Source organism: Suicoccus acidiformans, assembly GCF_003546865.1.
GTDB lineage: Bacteria > Bacillota > Bacilli > Lactobacillales > Aerococcaceae > Suicoccus > Suicoccus acidiformans.
On the sequence record NZ_CP023434.1, the window covers coordinates 1784724 to 1811116 of the forward strand.

General features: G+C 41.4%; 21 protein-coding genes and 1 tRNA gene. 6 read left to right on the forward strand and 16 right to left on the reverse strand.

What is annotated here, in order from left to right; all coding sequences use genetic code 11:
- Positions 1 to 47 precede the first annotated feature (47 nt).
- A complete protein-coding gene (locus CL176_RS08375) occupies positions 48 to 404 on the reverse strand; it encodes a YtxH domain-containing protein (protein ID WP_118990904.1) in 357 nt (118 codons plus the stop codon).
- A gap of 11 nt (positions 405 to 415) precedes the next feature.
- A complete protein-coding gene (locus CL176_RS08380; protein WP_118990905.1) occupies positions 416 to 838 on the reverse strand; it encodes an HIT family protein in 423 nt (140 codons plus the stop codon).
- Positions 839 to 977: 139 nt separating this feature from the next.
- Between CL176_RS08380 and CL176_RS08385 the strand changes: the two genes are divergently transcribed.
- The 3 genes from CL176_RS08385 to CL176_RS08395 all read left to right on the forward strand — a co-directional run bounded on the left by CL176_RS08385 (position 978) and on the right by CL176_RS08395 (position 2619).
- Positions 978 to 1622, forward strand: coding sequence for an SGNH/GDSL hydrolase family protein (locus CL176_RS08385; RefSeq protein WP_118990906.1), 645 nt, complete (start codon positions 978 to 980; stop codon positions 1620 to 1622).
- 84 nt (positions 1623 to 1706) lie between these two features.
- Positions 1707 to 2483, forward strand: a complete 777-nt coding sequence (locus CL176_RS08390) for a hypothetical protein (protein ID WP_118990907.1) — start codon at positions 1707 to 1709, stop codon at positions 2481 to 2483.
- 64 nt (positions 2484 to 2547) lie between these two features.
- A tRNA-Arg gene (locus CL176_RS08395) sits at positions 2548 to 2619 on the forward strand.
- 454 nt (positions 2620 to 3073) lie between these two features.
- On the opposite strand, the gene CL176_RS08400 is transcribed toward CL176_RS08395, so the two are convergent.
- The 10 genes from CL176_RS08400 to glgB all read right to left on the reverse strand — a co-directional run bounded on the left by CL176_RS08400 (position 3074) and on the right by glgB (position 17568).
- Positions 3074 to 3604: a hypothetical protein gene (locus tag CL176_RS08400; protein WP_118990908.1), complete on the reverse strand. Its 531-nt coding sequence runs from the start codon at positions 3602 to 3604 to the stop codon at positions 3074 to 3076.
- 8 nt (positions 3605 to 3612) lie between these two features.
- On the reverse strand, positions 3613 to 4557 hold the full coding sequence (locus tag CL176_RS08405) for a 3'-5' exoribonuclease YhaM family protein (protein WP_118990909.1): 945 nt from the start codon (positions 4555 to 4557) through the stop codon (positions 3613 to 3615).
- Positions 4558 to 4577: 20 nt separating this feature from the next.
- A complete protein-coding gene (locus CL176_RS08410) occupies positions 4578 to 7400 on the reverse strand; it encodes an ATP-binding protein (protein ID WP_118990910.1) in 2823 nt (940 codons plus the stop codon).
- Positions 7381 to 8670, reverse strand: a complete 1290-nt coding sequence (locus CL176_RS08415; RefSeq protein WP_162890904.1) for a metallophosphoesterase family protein — start codon at positions 8668 to 8670, stop codon at positions 7381 to 7383. The genes CL176_RS08410 and CL176_RS08415 overlap by 20 nt, the downstream gene beginning before the upstream one ends.
- A gap of 92 nt (positions 8671 to 8762) precedes the next feature.
- Positions 8763 to 9122, reverse strand: coding sequence for a YlbF/YmcA family competence regulator (locus tag CL176_RS08420; RefSeq protein ID WP_118990912.1), 360 nt, complete (start codon positions 9120 to 9122; stop codon positions 8763 to 8765).
- A gap of 73 nt (positions 9123 to 9195) precedes the next feature.
- Positions 9196 to 11310: a transglycosylase domain-containing protein gene (locus tag CL176_RS08425; protein WP_240430466.1), complete on the reverse strand. Its 2115-nt coding sequence runs from the start codon at positions 11308 to 11310 to the stop codon at positions 9196 to 9198.
- A gap of 479 nt (positions 11311 to 11789) precedes the next feature.
- Positions 11790 to 13229, reverse strand: a complete 1440-nt coding sequence (glgA, locus tag CL176_RS08430) for a glycogen synthase GlgA (protein WP_118990913.1) — start codon at positions 13227 to 13229, stop codon at positions 11790 to 11792.
- 9 nt (positions 13230 to 13238) lie between these two features.
- Complete coding sequence (gene glgD, locus CL176_RS08435) at positions 13239 to 14387, reverse strand: glucose-1-phosphate adenylyltransferase subunit GlgD (RefSeq protein WP_118990914.1); 1149 nt, start codon at positions 14385 to 14387, stop codon at positions 13239 to 13241.
- Entirely contained in the window at positions 14374 to 15525 is a 1152-nt protein-coding gene (locus tag CL176_RS08440) for a glucose-1-phosphate adenylyltransferase (protein ID WP_118990915.1), read from the reverse strand. The genes glgD and CL176_RS08440 overlap by 14 nt, the downstream gene beginning before the upstream one ends.
- A 39-nt stretch (positions 15526 to 15564) precedes the next feature.
- A complete protein-coding gene (glgB, locus tag CL176_RS08445) occupies positions 15565 to 17568 on the reverse strand; it encodes a 1,4-alpha-glucan branching protein GlgB (protein WP_118990916.1) in 2004 nt (667 codons plus the stop codon).
- A 457-nt stretch (positions 17569 to 18025) separates the two neighbouring features.
- Between glgB and CL176_RS08450 the strand changes: the two genes are divergently transcribed.
- Positions 18026 to 19444: an ISNCY family transposase gene (locus CL176_RS08450; protein ID WP_118989613.1), complete on the forward strand. Its 1419-nt coding sequence runs from the start codon at positions 18026 to 18028 to the stop codon at positions 19442 to 19444.
- A gap of 392 nt (positions 19445 to 19836) precedes the next feature.
- On the opposite strand, the gene gloA is transcribed toward CL176_RS08450, so the two are convergent.
- From gloA to CL176_RS08465, 3 genes are read right to left on the reverse strand one after another with little or no spacing between them, the layout of a single operon-like run.
- Complete coding sequence (gloA, locus tag CL176_RS08455; protein WP_118990917.1) at positions 19837 to 20217, reverse strand: lactoylglutathione lyase; 381 nt, start codon at positions 20215 to 20217, stop codon at positions 19837 to 19839.
- 59 nt (positions 20218 to 20276) lie between these two features.
- Positions 20277 to 20690, reverse strand: coding sequence for a cytidine deaminase (gene cdd / locus CL176_RS08460; protein ID WP_118990918.1), 414 nt, complete (start codon positions 20688 to 20690; stop codon positions 20277 to 20279).
- Positions 20691 to 20700: 10 nt separating this feature from the next.
- Positions 20701 to 20958, reverse strand: a complete 258-nt coding sequence (locus CL176_RS08465; protein ID WP_118990919.1) for a hypothetical protein — start codon at positions 20956 to 20958, stop codon at positions 20701 to 20703.
- Between the two features lie 320 nt (positions 20959 to 21278).
- Here CL176_RS08465 and CL176_RS08470 point away from each other — a divergent pair, with 320 nt between their 5' ends.
- The gene (locus tag CL176_RS08470; RefSeq protein ID WP_118990920.1) at positions 21279 to 22109 is read left to right on the forward strand and encodes a DUF368 domain-containing protein; all 831 of its coding nucleotides are present in this window, start codon (positions 21279 to 21281) and stop codon (positions 22107 to 22109) included.
- A gap of 292 nt (positions 22110 to 22401) precedes the next feature.
- Here the strand turns inward: CL176_RS08470 and CL176_RS08475 are convergent, their stop codons facing one another.
- Positions 22402 to 23820, reverse strand: coding sequence for an ISNCY family transposase (locus CL176_RS08475; RefSeq protein WP_118989613.1), 1419 nt, complete (start codon positions 23818 to 23820; stop codon positions 22402 to 22404).
- Between the two features lie 258 nt (positions 23821 to 24078).
- Between CL176_RS08475 and CL176_RS08480 the strand changes: the two genes are divergently transcribed.
- Positions 24079 to 26364, forward strand: a complete 2286-nt coding sequence (locus tag CL176_RS08480; protein ID WP_118990921.1) for a glycogen/starch/alpha-glucan phosphorylase — start codon at positions 24079 to 24081, stop codon at positions 26362 to 26364.
- Positions 26365 to 26393: the final 29 nt, after the last annotated feature.

A 26393-nucleotide genomic window follows, 5' to 3' on the forward strand; every position in this document is an offset into this window, starting at 1 on the left:
TATCACAAATGGTAAGGCTCTGTGTCAAATTTACAAAAAAGACACAATTATTCCTTACTTTCTTGAAAGCTTGCTTGGGCCTCTTTCAAATGCTCTGTTAGAACTTCCGTTTGATCTTTGACACGACGAATTCGTGGTTCTGCCTCTTCATTGAAATGCTTTAAGGACATCCGCACACCATCACTAGCCTCTTTAAAACTTTGACTACCTTCTGACGCCAATTTCTGGACAGCTAAAGATAAATTATCCACTTTATAACGGACATCATTCACATCATCCGTCGTTTGGTCAATAAAGGCTTTGAAATTCTCACGCGTCTGTGAGCCTTTGCGAGGCGCGTTCAATAGACCAATCAGTCCCCCAATCGCTGCCCCCCAAAATAAACCTTTGACAAATTGTGCCATTTCCTAACCTCCTATATTTCTGCAGCAATCCGCTGAGCTCGCTCTTGGAATGCTTCTTGTGTATAGCTTTCCTGATTATTTGCGAAACTTACCGCGAAACCTTCCTCTTTACTGTAACGTGGTATAATATGAATATGTGAGTGGAAAACCGTCTGATAGGCTACTTCACCGTTATTGTTTAATACATTAATCCCTTTAGCTTCTGGATTGGCAGCAAGGATTGCCCGGCTAATCTTAGGTAAGCGACTAAAAACGTCGGCTGCTAAAGACTCATCATATTCCATTAAGTTCTCAACATGCACCTTAGGCACCAGCAAAGTGTGTCCTTCGGTCGCCTGGGAAGTATCTAAGAAAGCATAAACTTTATCGTCTTCATAAACTTTGGCTGAAGGAATCTCACCTGCTACAATTTTACAAAAAATACAATCTGTCATCTTGGTCCACTCCTTTAATCCTTTTCTTATTTAGAATACCATATTTATGAGCAAAACGATAACAATATCCAAAGGAGAGGCTGTTTATTTATGAAGGCAAGAAGCTTTGGAAGCATTAAATACCTAGGAGGAATTGTAAATGAAACACTTATTATTTATTGGCGATAGTATTACCGACGCTGGAAGACGTCCATATTTCGGTTGTGATTTAGGGCAAGGCTATGTCACAATGATTGCCCACGAACTGTTTAACATTTACAGCGAACCAATCCAGATTACGAATCGAGGTATTGGCGGAGACCGTTTAGCGGATATGAAGCACCGTTGGCAACACCATGCACTAGATCAACCTTATGATTTGATTTCTATTGCTATCGGTATCAATGATATATGGCACCGGCTTAGTGAAGGGTTGACAATGAATCAAAGTATACTTGAACAATTCGAGATGAATTACCGTTCAATTCTCCAGCAAACCATAGATCATAGCCCTTCTACCCAGTTCGTCTTAATGGGCGTTTATGTCCTTCCCTACCCCGATAAACGCCAAACATGGCTCCCTTATGTTCAAGAGATGAATCAGCGCATCCAAAACTTGGCTCATGAGTTTGCTGCACCTTATGTTGATTTACAAGCAGCAATGACTGAGGCTTATCACAAAGTACCTGTGGAAACACTGGTGGCAGCGGATGGTATCCATCCTAAAACATATGGCCAGCACATACTAGCTAATGCTTGGCTACATTCCGTTAATGTTAAAGATTTTATTAACATTCATAAATAATTCATAATAACTTCCTCCTCTTCTCACCCCAATGGGAAACTCCTATGTTATAATGAGTAAGCAAAGCTTGGAAGGAGAATATACATGAACAGATACCTTATTCGCAGCCTAGCCTGCTTCTTGTGCCTAGGCCAACTCTTCCAGGGGATTCCGAGTGCCCATGCAGAAGAATCTCATACAAATAACCCGGAAGAATCTAGCGAAGTTTACTCACAAGAATCTATTGTTGAAGATCAAACAGAAACTTCTCTGGATGACCATCAGGAAAGCGCGGAAGAAAATACAGAAACAAGACCAGAGCCCGCATTTTCTATTGCATCGAACAATTTCTTACCTTTTGTTCAATATATTAATTATAAGTACCAGGGAGACGGAACTTATTTTGATTTCCAAAATATTATTATGGAGTATCCTCCAGATGCTAATGGAATCTTTCAAATCTCGGCCTTCTCCAATGGCGAAGCGGTAGCCTACATTCTGCAAATTCGTAACACGGGACTATATGAACTAGCGTGTTATCATGATTATAATATCGTTGAAGATTTAAGGTATTCACAAGAAGCCTCTAGCACAACCGAATCCTTAATTTTGCCAAGTCAGCTCACTGTGGGCTCTTCCTTCCAATCGGGTTATAATAACGAAAGATTGATTCGTATTGAAGCCTATCTTGAACAAATTCAATTTGGCCAACAACTATATCAACAGGTAATGCAACTTGCAGAAGACCAGGCCGATGGGAGCCAAATTAATTACTACCTTGCCCCTTCCTATGGCTTAATTATTGTTGAACGCGCCTATCCTGACGGAAGCAGTCAAATTCTAGCCCAACTAACTGAAACAGATGGTAATCTTATCCAATAGGACCATGCAATAAATAATTAAGCCTTGCTTTATATATGGAAAACTGGTATGATTTAGAAGTTGAGTCTCCGTAGTGTAATGGATATCACTCAAGATTCCGGTTCTTGCGATGGGGGTTCGATTCCCTCCGGAGACGTACTTGACTTTTAAGTTTTCCAATGATGACTCAAGACATTGATGTTATCAGCTTTCTAGATTCTTCATAAAGGATAACGTTAAATTTTAAGCAAGCAAAACTTGAGAGTATTCATGAGGCTTTTCGAACAAAATACATAACCCATTCAGTTGGATATAAAAGCTCTGCTAATTCAGCAGGGCTATTTATTTGGGAATATATCTGCCTTATGCCTTCTCATAATATTATCCTTGAAGAGTTATGACTAGTAGTGCTCGTCTAAAGCTACAACTCATACTGAAGAGGCTAAATCCTTGTAATGATGTTTAGTATTGGTTCATAGAGTTGAGACAAGTAATTCTAAGGAAGCTTAGCTTTCATTCATATGTTCCCACAAGTAACAGAACTTTACGCTAGAAAGATACCCCACCAGTCAAACTGTTCAGCATTGTATGACTGGCGGGGTATTATTGTACTATTCAATATAAGCACTTAATTCGGCCATCAGTTCAGGCACCTGTTGTTTCACGTAGGCTGCTTCCTCTTCAGTTAGTGTTTGGCCACTAGCATGCGCCTCCAGCTGTAAAATCGAATGAAGTAGACTTTCTAATTCAGCTTCTGTCACATCTTCTGGATGCTCGACCCAGTAGACAGCATCGATTAACGTCTCAGCATCGGGGAGTTCCTGAAGTTCAATACTAAACACCCCGTTATACCAAGTAAACGCTATGTAATCAGGAGCATCGATATCTGTTAGCATAAAGGACTGCTCACCATGCTGCACCTCAGCTCCACCAGTGAAAGCTGTTATCTTCCCTTCATGGAGCCAATCGCTATGCGTCAAGCTTGACCATATAGTTGGAACATCAGCTTGACTCACCCCTTGGAAATTTAATTCAATGCCGTGATTAGCATGATAATCCTCTGCTTGAGCGTGGTGGTGGCCACAACCGCAATGCTCGTCATGGATATGATGATGTTCATGTTCGTGGATATGTTCTGTCATAATTCCTCCTATTTAAACGTAGGTTTATAATATTCACGGCGATCTAGGGGATAAATTTGCGCACTAAAGGAACCCACTTCTGTGGTCTCTAAAGCATCACTAATCATGTTGATTTTAGCATCCAAATCGTCAATGAAATGAATGACTTCTGCTTCTAATATTTGTGGCAAAATAGGGCTACCATATTCCTGCTTGCCATGATGCGCTAACACAACATGCTTTAATAGAATAATGGCTTCTGTTTCTGGATCGATGCCTATTTCCTGGCAAGCACGATCAATCATCTCCGTCACAATAACGATATGTCCCATCATCTTCCCTTTAAGAGTGTACTCTGTTGAGATTGGTCCACTTAATTCAGTCGTCTTCCCAACATCGTGGAGAAGAATCCCACCAATTAAGAGACTCGCATTCAAATGCGGGTAAATCTCCAACAGCCCCTTAGCAATCCGTACCATAGTTAACGTATGTAGGACTAGACCGCCTGCCAAGGCATGGTGGTTGCGTTTAGCCGCTGGGTAGGTATAGAAATCATCACCCACTTGGTGTAATATTTTGCGGACGACTCGGGAAATATTCGGTTCTTTGATTAAGAAGAGCGCATCTTCCAATTCTTTCTCTAAATCTTCTTGCTTTACCTCGATATGTTCAACATACATGGTTGGATCATTCGGTTCCCCTTCTTCTGCTAAGCGCAGGCCTTCAATTTTAACTTGAGGACGTCCTTGATAGGTATCTCGGGTTCCTCTCAAGAAAGCCACCTTGCCAGCTTGAAAGGTGGCGACTTCCTTATCTGTCGCCGACCAATACATTCCGTCCATCGCCCCTGACGGATCTTGGAAACGAAAGGCAATAAAGGGATTACCATTTCTTGCAACCCGCACATCGGCTTGCTTAATGAGCACAAACATTCCAAATTCTTCCCCATGCTCTAAATCAAATAATTGTGTCAACGTCTTTCCTCCTTAATTCCTTAATCATCTACAGCCACTGGTGTTTCAATTTGCTTAATCTCTTCTAAATGAATTGAATGTTTGGTAAATCGTTCAGCAACGTCTGAATCGAGCGTAAAGAAGAGTATTTGCTGGTTGTCCGCAATTTCCTCAAGAATATCATAAATCCTTTGCTTACGCACCTCATCAAAATTGACAAAGGCATCATCAATAATAATTGGCATACTAACCATATCTTTAGCACTTAGAATAAACGCTAACCGCAGCGAAACATAAAGCTGTTCCAGCGTACCTTGAGACAATTCATGTGGTTCGAACAAGATATCACTAAACTGTTTCACCTTAATGCCGCTTTTATTGATACGAATTTGCTTATACCGTCCTAAGCTCAAACTCTCAAAAAGCTTATTAGCAATATCATTCATCTGCGGCAAGGGATCATCTATGCCTCGGCGTAATGTTTGATAAATCATATAACTCGCAGTTCGCTTCACAGCCCAAGCTTCAATAGCTTCACTTAACTCCTCACCTTTAATGGCAAGTTGTTGACTCAACTGCTGATAAGTTCCATCTTTTTCAAGCTGATGAATTTCGACGTTTAAATTCGCGCGCTCATTTAAATGAACCCCAAGTGTCTCTTGCAAGGTCTGGATATGGCTGATTACGTCTTGAAGACTGGCTTCAAGGGCTTGTTTACTTTCAACATTCGCCAGGGCTTCTTCATGCCCTTGGATTTGCTCTTGGTATACGTTAATCTCTTGTTTTAATTCATCAATGCGCTGATTAACGGCCACCTTATCGGTAAATTCAGCGACATCTCGACTTTGACTTGCTTGCAGAATCTCTTGGTTGAGTTTCTGGGCATTTTCTTGCTCGGCTGTGAGTTTGGTAATACGTTCTTTGACTTGACTGCTACGTTCTAGAATTTGCTGGCCTCTCTGTTGGCTTTGGGCTAAGCTCGCTTCCGTTTCCTCGATATAGCGGATTAAAGGACGCGTTTCTTCCTGCGTTGTTGGGAAGCGGTCTAATAAAGGCTGGATGAGTAACCTCCACTGTGACACCTTCTCCTGCAAGGCTGCTAAATCTGCTTCATATGCAGACAGCCTTTGCATCGTATCGTCATAATTGGCTACCGGGTCGGTTTTAAGCACAATTTCAGGATCGGCATCCGGGTAAAAGCCTAAAGCACCTAGCCATTCTTTTTGCTCGGCTTTCAATTGGCTTATTTGAGCGTCTAGTTCTTCAATCTGAGCTAAACGTTCATTAATCTCCAGGCCAAGGGCCCTACTTTGTTCTTGATAAGCCGCTTCTTGCTGCCTTAAACTTTCAATTTTGTCTTGGGCTGGATTTCCTTGAAAGGCATTGACATACGTTCGGTGCCGGTAGAAAACATAAGCACCTGAAGCAAGACCAGCAATAATCAAGAAGATACCCAAATAAGTCAGTATCTGAGAACCAGCCGCATCATTATTGGCAAAGAAATTCAAGGCGCCCCCAATAACTATAGCCAATAGTGGCGCTAAATAATGATTTAGACTCGTTAACTGAACCAATTGCTCTTCATCATTTACCCGCTGACTTTCCAAATTAGCAATTTGTTGTCTAGCAATGGCGCCATTATTCTGTTGTTCTTTACGTTGTTCGATGTACACATTGCGCTCTGATTGAAGTTCACTAACTTTACTTGTGCACGTATCTATTTCACTTTGAATACGTAAGCCTTCGTCCAATTGCTCTGCGTACGCCTCGCCTCTTAGTACCTTCTCGGGATAGAATTTCCCTTTTAGGGCAAGTTGCTCTAAAGTGTTGTGCGCCTCTTGAATTTGCTGTTCTTTCTGCTCAATATTACTTTGCACAACTTTTATCTCGCCCGTTTCATCCAACCAAATCTTGCGGTCTTCTATATGATTCTTCGCCCAATTAAAGCGGGTGAGTTGCTTTAAGTCTTCTTCTAAATGAGCCAACCGTTCTTCTAATTGTTGGACTTCTTGGTTAGTCCGCTCAATAACGCGTAATTGCTCTTGGAGTAATTCAATCTGCTCCGATGAAATATCCGTGTACGTCAAAGGCGCCAGTTCACGCCGGGCCGCTTCTTGCTTCAAGTAAAGCATATAACGCTGGTTGAGCTGATCTAAGGCTTGACGTTTAGTATTGAGAGTCGCAATTTCTTTCTCAATCGCTTGAATATTCGTCTCTTCAATCTCTTGTGCAGACAATAGCTGGCGGTAGCGGGTCATATTCTCCTTAGTCGCATCGACTTGCTTAGCTAGCGCATCATATTCAACTAACATCTGATTAATCGGACGAGTTTGAGCTTGCTTGCGGTACATTTGATTAGACTCTTTCTCTAATTCCTTAGCAATGCTAAGGAATGTTTCACTACCTGTCGTACCGATACTCAAGAAATAATCATTTAAATTTTCGGCACCAACATTTGCTAATTCTTGCAAATTCTGCAAGCTAAAAGAATAGAACGTGTCGAAAAGTGTTTCATCAAGACCGCTCAATACATCATCTAAAGTCTCGGGAGGAAGTTCTTGACCCGATTCTTTGGTTACTTTTAAGCCTTTGAGCGTACGCTCAACCCAAATATTACCAGCTTTCGTATCCGTCAGTAATAATCTACCCCCATACTGATCCCCTTGCTTGGGTTCATAGCGGTTCACTTGCTGCTTGCGCTTCCTCCGGTCAGGAAAGCCGAAAAGAATACTGCGGATAAAGGATTGAATGGTGGACTTACCTGCTTCATTCCTACCATAGAATATTTGCAAGGTTTCTTCTAAATTGAATCTTTGTTGTACCCATTTGCCATAGCCATAAATATCAATCGCTTGTATCTTCATTTGTCTCACTCACCTCTTTCTCCGCAAAGCCTAATTGCGTTACTAAATGGTCTTGAGCCTGTTGAATCACCCTGGCTCGAAAAGCTTCATCTGTAGACAAATTACCTAAGCGCACCTTGACAATTGGATGACTCCACATACTATCCATAACTTCTGCAAAAGCTTCCCCTTCTTTTAAGCTTGCAACACTAGCATAAAAGGTTTGCTGTAATTTCGCATCGTATTCAAAGAAACGGAAATCCCTCGTCTCATGGAGCAATATCTTATTTAACGCAACGAAATGAGCTTCTTCTTGGTAAGGCGCCAAGGCTTCGAGAAGTTCACCTTCTTGAATTTGCGTTTTAAGCGCTTGGTCTAGGCGCTCCGCATTGTCCAAGTGCAAGGTTAGGATATAGGAGCGGCGACTTGCCTTTGCTTGCTCAGCGTAATTATCCAGAATATCCTGTGCTTTCTCTGCTAATTCACTTGCTTGCATCTGAGTGTGGCAAGCTATCCGCTCCTCCTGCCAAATAATCGGGCTAAAGGCTAAGTATTCACTTTGAACGGGTTGACCCTTGCGTAAGTCAACAAGGTAGCCCCCCTTCTCGCCTAACTCATTACGGTGACGTCCTTGAGGCGTCCCCGCATACTGAATATCTTGCGTTTGAGTGAGACTTTGTGCTTGATGTATATGGCCTAAAGCCCAGTAATGATAGCCTTTCTGCTTCAATTCTTCTACGCTAAAGGGGGCATAGCGCCCTGCATCTGAAGACGGCCCCTCAACCTCTCCGTGCAAGAGACCAATGGTATAATCTGTCTCGCTTGTTGCTTTGGGGAAGGCATTTATTTTACGCACTTCAATCCAACGATGATGATAGCTAAAGCCATAAAAGCGAGCCGTTTCACCAGATGTAAAGGTCAAGTCGACCGACTCAATTGCTTCACTGTCCGCTCCTAGTAAATGGACATTGTCTGGATATTGAATGCGTCTTTGGCTTGCTTGAATATAATCATGATTGCCATGAATCATCACCACAGGAATTTCTGCTTGATCAAGGCGTTGAAGTTGCTGTTGAAAGAAATGCTGGGCATAAATAGTTTGAGCTTGACTGTCATATATATCACCCGCTATCACGACCACATCTACTTCATAAGCAATCGCACTGGACACTGCCTGCTCAAAGGCTTGATAAGGAGCTTGAATTAACGCTTCTTGTAAGTTTTGCATCGACTGCTTTAAGCCAATAAAAGGACTATCTAAATGCAAATCTGCCAAGTGCAAAAATTTCATCCTCACATTCCTCCTCTTCATAATAAAAACCAACTGAAAGAAATCGCTGAAACGACTGGCTTCCAGTTGGTGTAATCACATACTTCGGTCAACTAATTAGTTTCTGAAATTTGATAGATTTCATTAAGAGGTTGCATAATAATCTGATTGATATCATTAATCAGCTGGCTCACTCTTTGTTCACTTTCCATCAAACGTTGAATCTTCGCGTCTTGCATGACTTCTTCAGACAAAGCTTGAACACCTTCGATTTCTTCATCCGTCGGTGTTTCTTGACTCATTTGCTTCATTTGAAGCATTTGCGTTGTCTCACGGAAGGTATCGAAAAGCTTCTTAGATGCTTCATCAGCTTCAATAGCATCATAGGCCTCACGTAAAGCTCGGTAATCCGCATGTCCTCTTAAGTCACGTTCTAGTTGATTAGCTGTATCATAAATTGTATTATCTGCCATGCTATCGCTCCTTTTTGTAACATTAGTATCATATCAAATTTGACAGAAATTTTCCACTTATATTGCTAGGTAATTAAGGAAGTGGAATACTTTGGAGCCACTGATTAATTTGCTGGCCGGCATCCTCTGCTAAACGTTGAATATCATTAAGAATTTCCGGTCCATGGACTTCAACCCACTCACTTGCTTGGTCGAATAAATGACCCACTTCATCTTGCCAACGAATCCCTTCAAGCTCATTGCTTGTCTGGTCCATTTGGGAAGCCATCGTTAAGTTAAATGGTGTCTGGGCCGAAGCATTCATCAACTGAGTAGTCTGGATATTGAAGAAAGTTCCCATACCCGATGGCATCAATTCGTCTAGGCTCATGCTTCCTTCCTGGTCCAATCCTGCCCAACTGACGACAACAAAGTCTGGTGTATAGCCAACCATCCAGCGGTCCCTTGTATCGGGACTGCCTTCAACCGTTTCCGTACTTCCGGTCTTACCAGCAAGTTGACCGTAATCAGGCCCTGCGCCATATCCAGTGCCGTATCCACCGTACGTATCTAACATCATGCTTGTCATATCAGCGGCGACATTGCGTGTCATAACCATATGTTTACTTGGCTTGGTATTGGAATATACTTCCTTGCCAGATGCGTCTTCGATTCGCCGAACAAAGTAACTCTCATAACGAATTCCTTCATTAGCAAAGGCAGCATAGGCGTTGGCTAATTGAACTGGCGTCACCCCATAAGATAAGGCACCGAGAGCCATTGTTAGCGAGCGATCTTCCCGTGGAATATCAATACCAAATTGCTTCAGCTTCTGCACTGATTTATCTAGCCCTAATTCGTTTAATAAATACACGGCAGATGTATTCTTACTTTGAGCCAGGGCATAGTACAAAGCATTCTCCCCACTTGGTTCAGTATAATGGTTATAGTTTTCTGGCGCCCAACCATCATATGACTTTACTTCATCAGGTACCATGGAGTGAATGTTATACCCTGCTTCTAAGGCAAGTGTATAAACAGCTAGCGGTTTAATGGTCGAACCTGGTGAACGGCGCATATCAGTCGCCCGATTAAAGCCCCGGTACACATACTCGCCCCGACCACCATAAACGGCCGCAATTCCTCCAGTATTCGGGTCAATGACCACACTCGCACTCTGAACCGCTGGTTCCGGATCAGAACCATCATCGCCGAACAGCCAAGGATTCTGATAACTCGCATCGACTGCTTGTTGGAAGCCAGGATTCAAATTGGTATAAATACGATAGCCTTTACTAATTAGGTCATCTTCAGGAATCTTCGCCAAGCGGACCACTTCATCAATGACCGCATCAAAGTAATAAGGGTAAGGATTGCCCGCCTCATCATAATAATTATCATATAAATCAATGCCGATACTTGAAATATAAGCACCATCCTCTGGGCTAATTACCGAAGCATCGACTAATAGTTGCGTAACCACATCTCGGCGCTCAATGGCTGCTTCATAATCATCGATTGGATTATACAAAGAGGGCCCTTTTAACATACCCGTTAAGACCGCACTCTCATTCCAATTCAAACTACTGGCACTATGACCGAAATAGCGTTGAGACGCATCTTCAACACCCCACACCCCGTTGCCGAAATAGGCATGATTTAAATACATTTCAAGAATTTCATCCTTAGTATATTCTTTTTCAATTTCAAGGGCGAGAAAGAGTTCCTTAAATTTTCGTTGAAAGGTTTGATCTAAGCTGAGAAAAGCATTCTTAGCTAATTGTTGGGTGATTGTACTTCCGCCACCACCCGAAGTGTTACGGTTAATTAAAAGTCTGACAAAGGCACGGGCAATCCCGATTGTATCAAAGCCATTATGTTCATAGAACCGTTTATCCTCGGTGGTAACAACAGTCTGTTGCATATTTGGAGAAATCTCCTCCAAACTCACATACGTCCCCTTCTGGCTATCGTAAGTACCCGCATATGCATCGTTTACATCATAGACAACCGTCTGTGATTGTAAAGCCTCTTGCAATGTATCTACACTCGTTGTCTTAGCAAGAACAACCAAATACGTCGACATCATTAAAGCAAGTGACATACCAATAAAGATAAGCCATTTCCATCCCCGATAGTAGGTCCATAAATTCTTAAAGCCACGTTGCCATCTTTGCCAACGTGTCATTCTTTGGCCATCATCTCTCATCGGTTGCCTCCTTTCTAGAGTCTTTCATAATATATTATAATAGATAAAAGAGCAAATCATGCATCTTAAGTCGTAAAAACTCAAAACTTTCACAAATGTCGGGTATTTGAAATATGTGTGAAGCTACTTCCAGCAGCGTAATCACACCCCTTCTGCAATGAAATATTGTGCTTACCGAGAAGTTGCTAGATTAGCCATACAAAAGCCCCACTTAGATAAACTGTTCTAAGCAGTATAAATGTAATATACATTCTCCCAAAATTTTATTCCTCAATGAGTATTATTACCGAACGTTGATGCGACTGCATTTTCCTGGAGAAATTATCTACTTCTTGTGCTATATAAAATAAGGGATATGCGATGTAAAGAATTTAAGTTAAAACAGAAACACCAAGCCAACTTCATCAATCGTTAGCTTGGTGATCTTTGGTTAATTTATAAACTTACAAACCGTAATATATAAGGCTCCCTCAGAGCTCTTACTCATTTAATAATCCTTCGTATAAAGCAATATATTCTTTCGCTGGTTCAGTCCATCTAAAGTCTCGTGACATCGCTTGATCAACAAGTTGCGTCCAAGCTTCTTGATGGTTATAGTATACATCCAAGGCATAGCGAATGGTATGCATCATATCATGACCATTAAAACCATGGAAAGAGAATCCTGTCCCTTCACCGGTATACTCATTATATGGTTGAACCGTATCTGCTAAGCCACCTGTTTCATGGACAATCGGAAGTGTTCCATAGCGCATAGAAATCATTTGTGATAAACCACAAGGTTCGAAGGCACTTGGCATGAGGAACATATCACTGGCAGCATAAATTTGCTGAGCAAGGGCCACATCGAAATCAATATAGGCAACCATTTGGTCCGGGTATTTTCCTTCGAAATAGCGGAAAGAGTGCTCAAATTCAGCTTCACCTGTTCCAAGCAGAACGACTTGTACATTAAAGTCGTTCAATAATTCTTCCATACGTTCTTGCACTAATTGGAAGCCTTTTTGATCTGTTAGGCGGCTAACCATACCAATCATTGGAATATCCCCGTCAACTGGTAGACCTAAACGTTGCTGAAGGGCTTCTTTATTAGCGCGTTTGCCTGAGCGATCGTCTTTAGAGAAGTGATGTTCGATTTTCGGATCGGTCTCTGGATTATTAATATCATAGTCAATGCCATTAATAATTCCACTAATCTTCCATTCATTATGGCGTAGGACGGCTTCAAGGCCTTCACCAAATTCTGGTGTGAGAATTTCCCGAGCATAAGTTGGACTGACAGTCGTGACTCGGTCAGAGAAGTTAATGCCCCCTTTGAGGAAGTTCACTTTCTCCTTATAACGCACCCCATCCTCGGTGAATGTATTGTAACTCGTCCCAAAAACATTCGCTAGAATATTCGGTTCGAAAATTCCTTGGAAACGAATATTATGGATGGTAAAGACCTTGCGAATATTCTGCAGGCGGTTCTTCCAATGATAGCGGTCAACTAATAACACCGGAATCATTGCCGTATGCCAATCATTGGCATGAATGATATCTGGAATCCAATCAATCACTTCCATCATCTCGATAACACCGGTCGAGAAGAATGCGAAACGCTCTCCATCATCCCATTCACCATAAAGCGTCGGGCGATCAAAGTAGGACAGATTGTCCAAGAAATAATACTTAACCCCATCCATTTTAAGGTATTTAATACCACAATACACATTCTTTGTCCCTAATTGGAAGCGGAAATGACGTAATTCAGTTACTTGGTCCTTGTATTGTTGAGGCATTTGCGTATAGTAAGGCAAGACGACTCGGATGTCCACGCCTTGCTGGGCTAATTCCTTCGGCAAGGCATAAGCAACGTCACCAAGGCCTCCGGTTTTGAAGAAAGGTGCAGCTTCTGCAGCTGTAAATAAAACTTTCATGTCAGCCTCCTATGCGTTAATATGAGAGCCTTTACCAATTACAATTAAATTATCGGGTGTTCCAATAATTTTGGCACCTGGTTCAATGACTGTATTCTTATCAATAATGGCATAACGAATTTCTGCATTCTCGCCAATCTTCGTTCCTTGAAGGATAATACTATCCGAGACTTGAGCTCCTTCACCCACGGTTACCCGACGATTCAGAACGGAGCGCTCAACAGTACCACCAATGTAAGAGTCTGTACCAACAATCACTTCACGAGCATTTGAATTCTCATCGTAATAAGTTGGCGCACCATGTTTCGTCTTCGTTAAGACTGGAATCGAGCCATGGAAGAGCGAAGTGAATTTACTGCGGCTCAACATTTCCATGTTGGCTGAATAATAAGCGCCAATCGTATCAATATTTGCTGCATAACCAGTATATTCATAAGTATTCACTGAATAGTCCATCAAGTAGAAGTGGATTAACTCATTAATATTCATATACACCTGCTCAGCTGTCGCCCGATCAATTAAATCTAATAGAGTTTGGGTTGAGATGATGTACTTACCTAAGGATGAATGAATTTTCTCATCATTTAGCACTTCTTCAAAAGGTACAATGTCTTTGAATCGCCCTTCTTCATCAAGAATAAGTGCCTCATCAACAAGATCCTCTTCACCACGGTCTTCAAAAGCTGACTGTGATTTATAAATCATCGTAATATCTGCACCTGATGCGACATGTTGTTGAGTTACAGCTAAGAGATTATTGTTAGATATAATACTACTTCCACTTACGAATACATAATCTGAGTGAGAGCGTTGCAAGTAAATACGGTGGTTGTAGTAGTAATCTTCGTGCTCCTCTTCAATACGGTAGCGGTGTTTCCAGTTTTGTTGTGAGAAAGTGAAGACACCCCCACCAATACTTGATTGTAAATCCCACTCACTACCAGAGCGAATATGGTCATAAATCGAACGGCCTGAATCTCCGATAAATAGTGCTACAGAGTCAATGCCGGCATAACTAATACTGGACAGAACAAAGTCAATAATACGGTAACGACCTGCAAAAGGTAATGCTGCGATAGGTCGGTTATTCGTTAAAGGACGTAAAGACTGGTTGTCTTCAGTCAAGTTAATGATTGCTGCTAGTTTATTCTTCACCATCGTTTTTCGGACCTCCAATCGTCTCGTTATAGCCTACTACGGCAATTTCATCTGGTTCTCCAATGACTGATGCACCATCGGCAATGTGGGCACCTTCTCCAATAATGGCATATTCAATTTGCACATTCTCTCCGATTGTTACGTCGGACATAATAACAGAGTCTTTAACGGTTGATTCCATACCAACGCGCACATCTTGCGATAAGATGGAATGGTTCACTTCGCCTGCAACGTAGCAGCCGTCAACAACCATTGAGTTGCGTACATTTGCCGTCTCGGTAAAGAATTGAGCCGGAGAAATCGGTGTGTTCGAATAGATTCTCCATGAATCCTTTGTTTGATTTAATGGATGATTTGGATCAATCATTTCCATATTTGCTTCCCAAAGACTTTCAATTGTACCAACGTCTTTCCAATAGCCATTAAAGGAGTATGCAAAGCAGTCTTCCCCGTTCGCCAAGTAAGCCGGGATTACATCATGACCAAAGTCTTCAAGTTTGCGTTCTTTTGCTTGGTCTTCCACCAGATAACGACGTAGGGTTGGCCATGTAAAGATATAAATACCCATAGAAGCCAAATTACTTTTCGGCTCGGCTGGTTTCTCTTCGAATTCAATGATTCGGTGACCTTGGTCCGTATTCATAATACCAAAGCGGGATGCTTCTTTATAATCGACTGGAATAACACCAACTGTTAAACTTGCATTGTTTTCTTTATGGAAATCTAACATCTTACTGTAGTCCATCTTATAAATGTGGTCCCCGGAAAGAATCAGGACGTATTCAGGACTCAAGGAATCGATATAGCTAATATTCTGGTAAATAGCATTAGCTGTTCCCTTAAACCATTTCTCACCGTCTGAACTTGAATAAGGTTGGAGAATAGTTGCTCCTCCATTACGGCTATTTAAGCCCCAGGCATCACCTTTCCCGATATGGTTATTTAATTCTAAAGGTTGATATTGTGTAACCACACCGACGTTATTAACATTTGAATTGGCACAATTACTTAAAGCAAAGTCAATAATCCGGTATTTACCACCGAAGGGTACAGCTGGCTTTGCTGTTTGTTTGGTAAGTACACCTAGCCGAGTTCCTTGGCCTCCGGCTAGAATCATTGCTGTCATTTCATTTTTCATGTTCACTTTGTGAACGAGTATGTCAAAGTCTAACTCGTCCTACTCCTTTCTTCCTGAAATACCTGATTTCTTTTCTTTAACTACCTTTGACTTTGAGGGACGTTTCGACGGCTTGCTTGAAGACTGTGTCTTAGCAGGCGGCTTATCTTTGTGAAGTTGCTTAGGTTTGATATACAGTACGCCTTGACTAGGGACTGTTAAGGTTATGGAGTAAGGTTGGTGATTCATTGGCTCGGCTTCTGCTTCCATTACTGGCAAGTTAGACGTCCAACGACCGCCAAATTCTTCCATTTCAGAGTTTAACGCGACTTCATAGGTTCCTAGATATGGCACCCCAACCTTAAAATAATCTCTTTGCATCGGCACAAAATTACATAACACAATCAAGAAATCATCTGGGTCCTTACTGTGACGGATAAAGCTTAAAACACCTTCATCCAAGTTGTCTGCATCGAGGACCGTTAAGCCTGCTGGGTCATGATCTAACTCATAAAGTGCGGGGGAGTTCTGGGCTAGATGGTTCAAGGTCTTCATGAAGTGTTGATACTCAGAGTTATACTCTCGGTTTAAATCTTCCCATTTCAACTCTTCATAGTAACGCCACTCTAAGAATTGCCCTATTTCATTCCCCATAAAATGCAATTTCTTTCCAGGCTGGGCCATCATATAGCCATGAACTAACCTTAAGTCAGCGAATTGATTATAGCGTGTAGCTGCTGGTAATTTACCTAACATCGAATTCTTGCCATGGACAACCTCGTCGTGCGAATATGGCAGAATAAATTGTTCATTATATTGATACATAAACACGAAAGTAATCAGGCGTAAATTGCTTGGTCGATACAAGGGATCCATTTCAAAGAACTTCAAAGTATCATTCATCCAGCCCATGTTCCACTTGTAATCGAAACCTAAGCCATCTTTCTCAACTGCATGTGTCACACCTGGCCAATTCGTACTCTCTTCTGCCATCATCACAGCATGCGGACATTCTGCATGTACAACGGTATTAAGTTGCTTCAGGAATTCAATACCTTCTAATTTCCGATGATCGCCGTATTCATTCGGTGTCCAAGGACCTTCATCAAAGTCAAGGTAAATCATATTCGACACGGCATCTACACGAATACCATCAATATGACATTCCTTCAACCAGAACAAGGCATTTGAAATAAGGAAGCTACGCACTTGCGTCTTACCTAAGTCAAAGTTCAATGTACCCCAACCCCGATTATCTGCCTTATTTCCATCCTCATACTCATAGGTAGGCGTTCCGTCAAAGTAAGCTAAGCCATTCGCATTTCTTGAGAAATGACCTGGAACCCAGTCTACAAAAACACCAATTCCTTCAGCATGAGCCCGATTAACAAAAGCTTGCAGCTCCTCAATCGTCCCATACCGGCCACATACAGCATAATAGCCAGTAATTTGATAGCCCCAAGAGGCATCTAATGGATGATCCATCAGTGGCATGAACTCGATGTGGGTATAACCCATTTCCTTCACATAAGGAATAAGTGAGTCAGCTAATTCATCGAATGTATATGCTGTTCCATCTGGATGCCTGCGCCAGGACGACGGATGCACCTCATAAATAATCATGGGCGCTTCTTGACTTTTGCGTTCAGATAGCTTTTCATACCAAGCTTGGTCAGTCCATTTAAAATCAGGCAAATCCCAAACAATAGAGGCATCTTTCGGTGCTATTTCATGTCTTAAGGCAAATGGGTCCATCTTATATTCGATATGACCTTGCCCGTCATCCACAGCATACTTATAGAATTGCCCTCTGACATCGCCTGGAATTTCGCAGGTCCAAACACCACCTTCCAACCGCTCCATTTCATGTAAGGCCCAATCCGTAAAATCTCCTTGCAGAAAGACTTTACTTGCATTTGGTGCCCATACATTAAAGCGGTAACTAACTTCTCCTGCTCGGTCTTGTCTTTGACTTCCTAGGAAAGTATAAGCCGTTCGGTGCTGCCCCGTATTAAAGCAATAAATATGATCATTCAACACTTCTAACAAATTATTATCAGACATCACTAACCCCCTCCAACTCATTATACATGAAAGCGCTTAACTTCAGAATAAAAAAATAATTTTTTTACTTTTCATGACAACTCACATATATTATACACTATTTTCTAATATTTTTGCCACTTAAATATGAAATATATTTAAATTATAGCAAATCCATTAAAAAAAGCCCCTAGCTTTCGCTAGAGGCTTTGACAGAACAAGGTTTTTACCCTTGCCGTAATGGGTTCACAAGCCATTACTGTACGCATCTTCCTGATGTGGCATTGCCTGTACACTGTCAGAAGTGACTTCCGTCACTATCGGCTCATCTTATTAATTATACCCTGTAATATATTGATTTGCAATAGTTTTTCCGGCAATTCGAAAAAATGGTTTCATCCACAAATGATAATGTCTCAAGTGAACGTAAATGAAAATGTCCCACTTTAGTGTATAGTAAAGCTAAGGAGGGATCTCAATGGAGGATTATCTTAACATGAATGAGAAACATAAATATAATATCATCAAGGCCGTCGTCAATGGACGGAAATCCAAAGCTCGTGCTGAAGTGGAATTAAACTTATCCAGACGACAGATCAATCGATTGATTCTTAAATACAAACAAGAGGGGCGAAAAGGCTTCAGACACAAGAATGCCAACCGCAAACCTTCTACAACCATTGACCGTCATACTCGAAAACGAATTGTTCAGCTCTATCGCTCGAAATACTATGACTTTAACTTCACGCACTTCCATGAAAAACTTCAAGAAGTTGAGGGGGAACACCTCTCTGAAAGCTCGCTGAGAAATATCTTGAAGGAAGTGCACATTGTCTCGCCTCTGGCTACCCGTCGAACTAAACGGCGTGTCGCTAAAGAGCTCGAAGACAAAGCGGACAAGAAAGGCTTAACCCATCACGAAAAAGATACCTTACAGGGGGTTCAAATCGTTGAAAACTCAAAAGCACACCCGAGTCGTCCTCGATGCAAATATGCTGGGGAACTGCTTCAAATGGATGCCTCACAGCATCCATGGTTTGAGGCGGATGAGAACGATTACTACCTCCATGCCGCCATTGATGATGCCACTGGCACGGTCGTAGGCGCTTATTTCGCGGCACAGGAGACGCTTGAAGGCTATTACCAAGTCTCACATCAATTCCTGACCCACTACGGTATTCCTCATCGCATTTTGACGGATTATCGCAGTATCTTCTCAGGGGCCCACGCACCAAAAAAGGGCGCTGCTCTTGAAGAGCAGGCCCTCACTCAATACGGATATGCTTGCCAGACACTCGGAATTGAACTGGAAGCGACCTCAGTCCCCCAAGCTAAAGGACGTATTGAACGTCTTTTCGGTACATTTCAAAACCGCTTACTTCAAGAAATGCGGTTAAGTGGTATCCGCAATATGGATGAAGCGAATCAGTTTCTAAGGGACTACCTCCCGCAGTTTAATCAAAAATTCGCTCACCCCATTAAAGATAGCATAAATGCCTTTGAAAAACTATCAGCAGACACAAATCTCAATCAGATCCTCGCTAAATTTGCCCTACGTGTCATTCACTCTGGTCATACCGTTCGATACAACAACCAAGTCTATCATCTTTACGACCAGCATGGGCAGCAAGTCTATTTGCCAAGAAAAACGAAAGTCATGGTTATTAGCACTCGTAATCAACAACTCTTTGTCTCTCATAAAAATCAACTCTTTGAGCTGATTGAAATGCCGTCACACCAAGCTGTGTCTAAAACACTGGATATTCAGGAAGCTCAACCTAAACCGAAGCCACACATTCCACCCATGTCGCATCCGTGGAAAGCTCAATCTTATCAACAATATCTAAAGAAACAAGAATACATAAAGAAAAAAGAGCTAGTTGAAGTGACATCTTGATCCTTCGTGATGAAGGGCGATGCGCTCTTTGTATCGCCCTTTATTGCGAAGCAACCAAGCGAAGCGCGGTAGTTTTTTACTCCCTTTCTTTGCACGTTAAAAAACAAAAAATCGGGACATTTTCATTTGTGCTTGACATAGTTTTTCCGGCAATTCGAAAAAATGGTTCCCCTCATTAACTAAATTAGAAAATTAAAAATTGATGATGGAATTTGATAATAATGGTGACCAGCAATATTATCCATATATAAATTTAAATAGAACGGTAATATGACAAAGGCGCGCTTTCCATACAATTGAATTATTTTATTATAGATTTAATTTATCAAAAGCCATTGGATTATCTTATAGACCACAAAACCACAGCCTGATTCTGACTGTGGTCGATAGAATTATTTGTTCTCCATAACTTCTAAACGGTAACCGTCTGGATCTGAAATAAAGAAGTAAGAAACCGAGCCGTCCGGCAAGCTCTTAATTTCAGTCATCTCATAGCCAGATTCTTGTGCTTTGGCATAAGTTTCTTCTAAATCATCCACACCTAAAGCTAAGTGACTGAAGCCATTCCCAATTTCATAAGGTTCTGACTCGTAGTTATACGTTAACTCCAACTCAAAATCCGAACCAGGTACTTGCATATAAACCAGCGTAAATTTATGCTCAGGATAATCCAATTCATTCGTTACCTTGAAATCAAATACCTCAGTATAGAATTTCTTTGTCGCTTCTAAATCATACACACGATAACAAGCATGCAATAATTTCTGTGCCATTCACATCACTCCTTATTATTTACCTTAAATATACCAAAAAACGACTTTACTCGCAAAGCTTACATATCCATAGAAACAAACGCATTCGGAATAAGCTCTTTGAGTGACAGTTGCCGTATTTGCTGATCTTCGCGAGTTAAATATACAGCCGTCGCTTCATCAGCCCATTCAGCTAAGACTTGCCTACAAATATTGCAAGGTGGCAGAAAGCCTTCAGTCTTACCTGCAATGAAGATTGCTTGAATGGAATGCGGGCGATAACCTTGAGCAGCTGCGGTAAAAATTGCTGTTCGTTCCGCACAATTCGTTGCACCGAAAGACACATTCTCAACATTCACACCATGAAATACTTGGCCATCTTTCATAAGCAGCGTACATCCCACTGGGAAATTCGAATAAGGACTATAGCTATTATGTAAAATTTCACGCGCTTCTTGCATATATACTTCAACTTGCTTTTGAGTTAGTTCCATTTTAAATCTCCTATGCCTGCAAATCCTTCAAGCTATTTAAATCAAATCTAAAGGCTCCATCTCCAACTAATACCGGCACGCCTACATGCCCTTTGGCTTTAACACCGTCAAAGGCTGGCTCATAATCACGCAAGGCCAGAAATGCCTTTAAATTCGGCATAGACTCCGTTATATTAACACTCCGATAAGGTATGCCAAGTCGCTTTAATTCTTCAACAAACGGCTTAGTATGCGGACAAGTATCGCTATAGTACAAGATATGGCTCATCCTCTCGACCTCCTTCTAGTTTCGCTTTTATTGTACCACGTACGCTGAAAAAAATCTCTTCTGAAAGATGCAGTCGTATCAACGTTCAGTAGTAATTATATTAATAGAGGCGGATAATTTTGAGGGGGTTTAGATTTCAAGCTGTACAAGGTGCTTTTAGCAAGGATATAGTCCTTATAGCTTATCTTATAAACACATTCTGCACAGTATTCAGCAATCAGCATATTTTTCCAGAATTATTCAAAGAATTTCATTTGCTATCCTTTTTAAGAACAGCTAAACTACGTTTATATGTTTATTTTGGAGGGATGTTCACTATCATGGAACAAGAAACTAATCAAGGTTGGTTCCTGCGCTTTATTAAAGGGATGTTTATTGGCTCCGGCTTTATTATTCCTGGCGTAAGCGGAGGCGCTTTAGCAGCCATCTTTGGCTTATACGAGGCAATTATTCGCTTCTTGGCTAATATTACCCACCGTTTCTGGGATAATGTTAAATTCTTTATACCTGTTGGCCTTGGGGCACTCGTTGGTATCGCCGGTCTTTCTTGGGGTGTCAGCTATCTTCTAGGGAATTTCGAGACGATTATTCGTTGGTTCTTCGTTGGAGCTGTTGTTGGAACTGTGCCTGCTCTATGGAAGGAAGCGGGGCAACAAGGACGTTCCAGGCAAGATGTTTGGATAATGGGGATTTCTTTTGTTCTTGGACTTATCTTTATTTCCTGGATGAACCAAATGACGGGTGGTCAAGTTGCGGCGAACTTCTTTTCTTGGATGCTATGCGGAGCCCTAATTGCCTTAGGTGTACTTATTCCAGGTCTCAGCCCATCAAACTTCATCGTCATTCTAGGCTTGTATCAAGCGATGGCAGACGGCTTTAAACGGTTTGATTTACAGGTTATTATCCCCATCGCTGTAGGGGGCCTTTTGACCGTTCTACTACTGTCGAAAGCAATTGAATGGATTTTCGACCACTATTATAGTCAATTCTTCCATTTCATCTTTGGGATTGTTCTAGCTTCTACAATTATGATTATTCCGACAGATTATACTGGCTTCAGCTTTGTGCAATATGCCCTATGTGCCCTGATGCTTATTTTAGGAATTGCTATAGGAGCGTGGATGTCATCTTTAGAAGAACGTTATAAGTAATATTTGTGTTACCAGCCCTAGTTTTTGGGCTGGTTTTTATGCACCTTATCGTGATAACGCTTACAATATAACAAGGATAATTCTTTATAAATATTGTTATATCAATATTTACTTAATAAATCTTTCGAAATATTTGTTTACTTTTAAGCTGTCGTGTCAAGCACAAATGAAAATGTCCCGATTTTTTGTTTTTTAACGTGCAAAGAAAGGGAGTAAAAAACTACCGCGCTTCGCTTGGTTGCTTCGCAATAAAGGGCGATACAAAGAGCGCATCGCCCTTCATCACGAAGGATCAAGATGTCACTTCAACTAGCTCTTTTTTCTTTATGTATTCTTGTTTCTTTAGATATTGTTGATAAGATTGAGCTTTCCACGGATGCGACATGGGTGGAATGTGTGGCTTCGGTTTAGGTTGAGCTTCCTGAATATCCAGTGTTTTAGACACAGCTTGGTGTGACGGCATTTCAATCAGCTCAAAGAGTTGATTTTTATGAGAGACAAAGAGTTGTTGATTACGAGTGCTAATAACCATGACTTTCGTTTTTCTTGGCAAATAGACTTGCTGCCCATGCTGGTCGTAAAGATGATAGACTTGGTTGTTGTATCGAACGGTATGACCAGAGTGAATGACACGTAGGGCAAATTTAGCGAGGATCTGATTGAGATTTGTGTCTGCTGATAGTTTTTCAAAGGCATTTATGCTATCTTTAATGGGGTGAGCGAATTTTTGATTAAACTGCGGGAGGTAGTCCCTTAGAAACTGATTCGCTTCATCCATATTGCGGATACCACTTAACCGCATTTCTTGAAGTAAGCGGTTTTGAAATGTACCGAAAAGACGTTCAATACGTCCTTTAGCTTGGGGGACTGAGGTCGCTTCCAGTTCAATTCCGAGTGTCTGGCAAGCATATCCGTATTGAGTGAGGGCCTGCTCTTCAAGAGCAGCGCCCTTTTTTGGTGCGTGGGCCCCTGAGAAGATACTGCGATAATCCGTCAAAATGCGATGAGGAATACCGTAGTGGGTCAGGAATTGATGTGAGACTTGGTAATAGCCTTCAAGCGTCTCCTGTGCCGCGAAATAAGCGCCTACGACCGTGCCAGTGGCATCATCAATGGCGGCATGGAGGTAGTAATCGTTCTCATCCGCCTCAAACCATGGATGCTGTGAGGCATCCATTTGAAGCAGTTCCCCAGCATATTTGCATCGAGGACGACTCGGGTGTGCTTTTGAGTTTTCAACGATTTGAACCCCCTGTAAGGTATCTTTTTCGTGATGGGTTAAGCCTTTCTTGTCCGCTTTGTCTTCGAGCTCTTTAGCGACACGCCGTTTAGTTCGACGGGTAGCCAGAGGCGAGACAATGTGCACTTCCTTCAAGATATTTCTCAGCGAGCTTTCAGAGAGGTGTTCCCCCTCAACTTCTTGAAGTTTTTCATGGAAGTGCGTGAAGTTAAAGTCATAGTATTTCGAGCGATAGAGCTGAACAATTCGTTTTCGAGTATGACGGTCAATGGTTGTAGAAGGTTTGCGGTTGGCATTCTTGTGTCTGAAGCCTTTTCGCCCCTCTTGTTTGTATTTAAGAATCAATCGATTGATCTGTCGTCTGGATAAGTTTAATTCCACTTCAGCACGAGCTTTGGATTTCCGTCCATTGACGACGGCCTTGATGATATTATATTTATGTTTCTCATTCATGTTAAGATAATCCTCCATTGAGATCCCTCCTTAGCTTTACTATACACTAAAGTGGGACATTTTCATTTACGTTCACTTGAGACATTATCATTTGTGGATGAAAAAATATTTGTTTACTTTTAAGCTGTCGTTTCTTTTTAATGAAATGGTTGGTATAATATAGATGTATGTAGTTCTCTGTTTACCGACTTGCCATTATTGATTTTTATATTTTACAGAGTCTGTTCAATGATCAGAAAAGCATACACAAATAAGCACAAGTTAAAGGAGTAGACTATGAGTAGATTAGAAAACTATGTTTTGAAAGCTTATAATAAGCCTATTCGAGAGTGTTCTGACGCCGAGTTATATCGAGTATTGCTGGATTTAGTGAAAGATTTAGGGGATGGTCTTCCTAAGCATACAACTAAGAAGAAACTCTATTATTTCTCAGCTGAATTCCTTATTGGTAAATTACTTTCAAATAATTTGCTTAACTTAGGTATTTATGATGAGGTGAATAACGAGCTAATTGCCAACGGTAAGAGCTTACTAGATATTGAAGAAGCTGAAAACGAACCATCACTTGGTAATGGTGGTTTAGGTCGTTTAGCTGCTTGTTTCATGGATTCAATTACCACTTTAGGAATTAATGGTGACGGAATCGGCTTAAATTACCATTTCGGTTTGTTCCAACAAGTATTCAAGCATAACAATCAGTTAGCTGTACCGGATCCTTGGATTACCGAAGAAAGCTGGCTGAACCGCAACGAGCGTCGTTATCAAGTGAAATTCAAAGACTATACTTTCACGTCTACCTTATACGACATTGACGTATTTGGCTATCACCATGATAAACGCAACCGTTTGCGCTTATTCGACTTAGAATCCGTAACGGGAGACATTATTGAAGAAGGTACGATTCATTTTGATAAGTCCAATATCGAAGAGAACCTCACCCTCTTCTTATATCCAGATGATTCAGACCACGCAGGTAACCTTCTACGTATTTACCAACAATACTTCATGGTATCAAATGGTGCGCAATTAATTATTGATGAAGCACTGGATCGGGGAAGTAACTTGCGTGACCTTGCAGATTACGCCGTTATCCAAATTAACGATACCCACCCTGCCCTTGTTATTCCAGAGATGGTTCGCTTATTAACTGAACGTGGCTTATCTTTCGATGAATCGGTTGAAATTGTCCGTAATATGACGGCCTTTACAAACCACACCATTCTCTCAGAAGCACTTGAGAAGTGGCCAATGAGTGACTTGGATGAAGTTATTCCAGAAATCGCCAAAATTATCCGTCGATTAGACGAGAAGATGAAAGCTGAATTCCCTGGAAATCATGCGGTTGCTATTATCGATGGTCACGGCCGTGCTCACATGGCACATATGGCTATTCACTACGGCTTCAGCATTAATGGGGTAGCTCGTCTACACTCAGACATCCTTAAGGATACTGAATTGAGACATTTCTACGATATTTATCCTGATAAATTCAACAATAAGACGAATGGTATCACCTTCCGTCGTTGGATTATGGATGCTAACCCTGAGTTAGCTGATACATTAGACAGTCTAATTTCTCCGGAGTGGCGTGATACAGCTGATTTAAAACCATTATTGGAATACAAAGATGACAAAGCAGTTATCACTAAGCTTCGTGCGGTCAAATTCAATAACAAGCTACGCTTGAAGAAACACCTTAAAACTTCTCAAGGCGTAGATATCAATGAGCACTCCATCATCGACATCCAAATCAAACGGATTCATGAATACAAGCGCCAACAAATGCTTGCCCTATACATTATTCATAAATACTTCGATATTAAGAATGGAAATGTTCCGAAAACACCAATTACAATTCTCTTCGGTGGTAAGGCGGCCAATGCTTACACAATTGCCCGTGACATTATCCATATGATTCTGACCCTTTCACAAATTATCGATAACGACCCTGAAGTGAGCCCTCACTTAAAGGTGGTCTTTGTTGAAAACTACAACGTAACACATGCCCAATACCTGATTCCAGCTGCGGATATTTCTGAGCAAATTTCCCTTGCTTCAAAAGAAGCTAGTGGTACAGGCAACATGAAATTCATGTTAAACGGTGCTTTAACCTTATGTACGATGGACGGGGCAAACGTTGAAATTGCAGAACGTGTAGGCCAAGAGAATATTTACACCTTCGGACGTGACAGCCAAGACATCGTGAATCTTTATGCAACCAATGGCTATAACGCACCGGATTACTACTACCGAGACCGCATCAAACCACTCGTTGACTTCATCTTAAGCCCAGGTATGCTCTACCTCGGTGATGAAGAACGTCTACGTCGCTTACACCATGATATCTCTACCAAAGACTACTTCATGGCTTTAATCGACTTAGAAGAATTCATCGATGTAAAAGAGAAAATGTACGCCGATTACGAAGACCACGATAACTGGTCTCGCCGTACATTAATTAACATTGCTAATGCAGGTTACTTCTCTTCTGACCGCACAATCAATGATTACAACCGTGATATCTGGCACTTAGAACAAGAGCATCAAGATATTAAAGAATAGTAACCAAACGCCAAAAGCCAAGTTTTCTC

Bases quoted from the DNA above. Each gene is read 5' to 3' on its own strand.
- CL176_RS08375 (WP_118990904.1), bottom strand. From the start codon at position 404: ATGGCACAATTTGTCAAAGGTTTATTTTGGGGGGCAGCGATTGGGGGA.
- CL176_RS08380 (WP_118990905.1), bottom strand. From the start codon at position 838: ATGACAGATTGTATTTTTTGTAAAATTGTAGCAGGTGAGATTCCTTCA.
- CL176_RS08385 (WP_118990906.1), top strand. From the start codon at position 978: ATGAAACACTTATTATTTATTGGCGATAGTATTACCGACGCTGGAAGA.
- CL176_RS08390 (WP_118990907.1), top strand. From the start codon at position 1,707: ATGAACAGATACCTTATTCGCAGCCTAGCCTGCTTCTTGTGCCTAGGC.
- CL176_RS08400 (WP_118990908.1), bottom strand. From the start codon at position 3,604: ATGACAGAACATATCCACGAACATGAACATCATCATATCCATGACGAG.
- CL176_RS08410 (WP_118990910.1), bottom strand. From the start codon at position 7,400: ATGAAGATACAAGCGATTGATATTTATGGCTATGGCAAATGGGTACAA.
- CL176_RS08415 (WP_162890904.1), bottom strand. From the start codon at position 8,670: ATGAAATTTTTGCACTTGGCAGATTTGCATTTAGATAGTCCTTTTATT.
- CL176_RS08420 (WP_118990912.1), bottom strand. From the start codon at position 9,122: ATGGCAGATAATACAATTTATGATACAGCTAATCAACTAGAACGTGAC.
- CL176_RS08425 (WP_240430466.1), bottom strand. From the start codon at position 11,310: ATGAGAGATGATGGCCAAAGAATGACACGTTGGCAAAGATGGCAACGT.
- glgA (WP_118990913.1), bottom strand. From the start codon at position 13,229: ATGAAAGTTTTATTTACAGCTGCAGAAGCTGCACCTTTCTTCAAAACC.
- glgD (WP_118990914.1), bottom strand. From the start codon at position 14,387: ATGGTGAAGAATAAACTAGCAGCAATCATTAACTTGACTGAAGACAAC.
- CL176_RS08440 (WP_118990915.1), bottom strand. From the start codon at position 15,525: ATGAAAAATGAAATGACAGCAATGATTCTAGCCGGAGGCCAAGGAACT.
- glgB (WP_118990916.1), bottom strand. From the start codon at position 17,568: ATGTCTGATAATAATTTGTTAGAAGTGTTGAATGATCATATTTATTGC.
- CL176_RS08450 (WP_118989613.1), top strand. From the start codon at position 18,026: ATGGAGGATTATCTTAACATGAATGAGAAACATAAATATAATATCATC.
- gloA (WP_118990917.1), bottom strand. From the start codon at position 20,217: ATGGCACAGAAATTATTGCATGCTTGTTATCGTGTGTATGATTTAGAA.
- cdd (WP_118990918.1), bottom strand. From the start codon at position 20,690: ATGGAACTAACTCAAAAGCAAGTTGAAGTATATATGCAAGAAGCGCGT.
- CL176_RS08465 (WP_118990919.1), bottom strand. From the start codon at position 20,958: ATGAGCCATATCTTGTACTATAGCGATACTTGTCCGCATACTAAGCCG.
- CL176_RS08470 (WP_118990920.1), top strand. From the start codon at position 21,279: ATGGAACAAGAAACTAATCAAGGTTGGTTCCTGCGCTTTATTAAAGGG.
- CL176_RS08475 (WP_118989613.1), bottom strand. From the start codon at position 23,820: ATGGAGGATTATCTTAACATGAATGAGAAACATAAATATAATATCATC.
- CL176_RS08480 (WP_118990921.1), top strand. From the start codon at position 24,079: ATGAGTAGATTAGAAAACTATGTTTTGAAAGCTTATAATAAGCCTATT.